At 35.6% G+C, this 1,195-nt stretch carries 2 protein-coding genes; one reads left to right on the top strand and one right to left on the bottom strand.

Features of this window, described 5'->3' with window-relative positions; translation table 11 throughout:
- The coding region (locus tag V4762_RS09965; RefSeq protein ID WP_347315626.1) for a hypothetical protein at positions 1–409 on the top strand (409 nt) is incomplete at its 5' end.
- A gap of 193 nt (positions 410–602) precedes the next feature.
- Here V4762_RS09965 and V4762_RS09960 read toward each other — a convergent pair.
- A complete protein-coding gene (locus V4762_RS09960; protein WP_347315625.1) occupies positions 603–1,004 on the bottom strand; it encodes a hypothetical protein in 402 nt (133 codons plus the stop codon).
- Between the last annotated feature and the right edge of the window lie 191 nt (positions 1,005–1,195).

The following is a 1,195-nucleotide window of genomic DNA, read 5'->3' as shown; positions in this document are numbered from 1 at the left end:
CGCAAATAATATTAGTTTAAATGATAGTGGTTATAGTGGTGCAAATACTATTTCCAACAACATCGCATTCTTTGACAACTCGGCATATGTGAGTAATTTGACTCAAGTAGATGCTGCTCCAGCTACTCATGTTACTTTTGATTTCTCCCACATTCTAACTAGCATGAATTTTGACACTACTGTTATTAGTGAAAATAATATAACTTCTTCAACCTTATCTGCTGCTCTTGCTGACGCTGACAGTCAGGCTCATACTGCATCACATAACGCTGGATACTTTACAGACGACACCAACACCAACACTTATTTCTTTGCAGACGGCGCAAACGGTCCTGCAGTCATAGAACTCGTTGGGACTATCGTTGGTAGCGTGAGCGTATCTGGCACTACCGTTCACATAACACATTAATTATTACACAATCAAACCTTTACTCCACTGGCCCCCGAAAGGGGGCCTTAAATCCCTTTGGCGAAGAGAGATTGAGGTTATCTGTTTAAAGAACTTATCGTGTATTTGATGTATATAGTCCATAAATTGATTTAATCAAAGAATAAAATATGTAAAATATGGGAATTCTGGATATGCTGTTTTATTATTTAGATTATTTATTGATAGACTTTAAAAGCTCATCCTTTTTCTTATACACATCTCCTAAATATGACTCTTCGTGTGGGAGCTCGAATTTCAAAAGATCCTCTTTGGTCAAATTCTTTTCAAATATATATTTGTCAGTTTTGAAGTCGTAGTAGAAGAGACTGGTCTCTCCCATCAAGACAATGTCCCTCATAGTGCTTTTGCCCAATATGTAATCCAAAATTACTTTTGGACTCTGGGATAAAAACCACTTTTCGTGTTCTTCACTGTCATCACACCAGATCAGGGCAGTAGTGGCATCTGAGTTTACCAGTACTCTTGGACCATAGTACCAAACCAATATTTCAAAATCCTCTTCTAAAAAAATATTTCCTGCTTTATCCTCGATCTTTATTTTGTAGTCAAACAAGTAGCTTACCTCGCTCTATTTTTAAAATAAATTGATTATTTATTGTGTTCAAGATTTGCGTCGAAAAATTTTTCGTGACTAAAGTCACAAATGCTATTTCTGATTTTAATGCATAAAGCCTTTAAACTGAGCGCACACGATAATATTCTTGAAAACTTTACAGTTTAAAGTTATCAATTTAAAACATATCC

Source organism: Thermodesulfobium sp. 4217-1, from assembly GCF_039822205.1.
Lineage (GTDB): Bacteria > Thermodesulfobiota > Thermodesulfobiia > Thermodesulfobiales > Thermodesulfobiaceae > Thermodesulfobium.
This window is presented reverse-complemented; position numbering and strand designations above follow the sequence as displayed.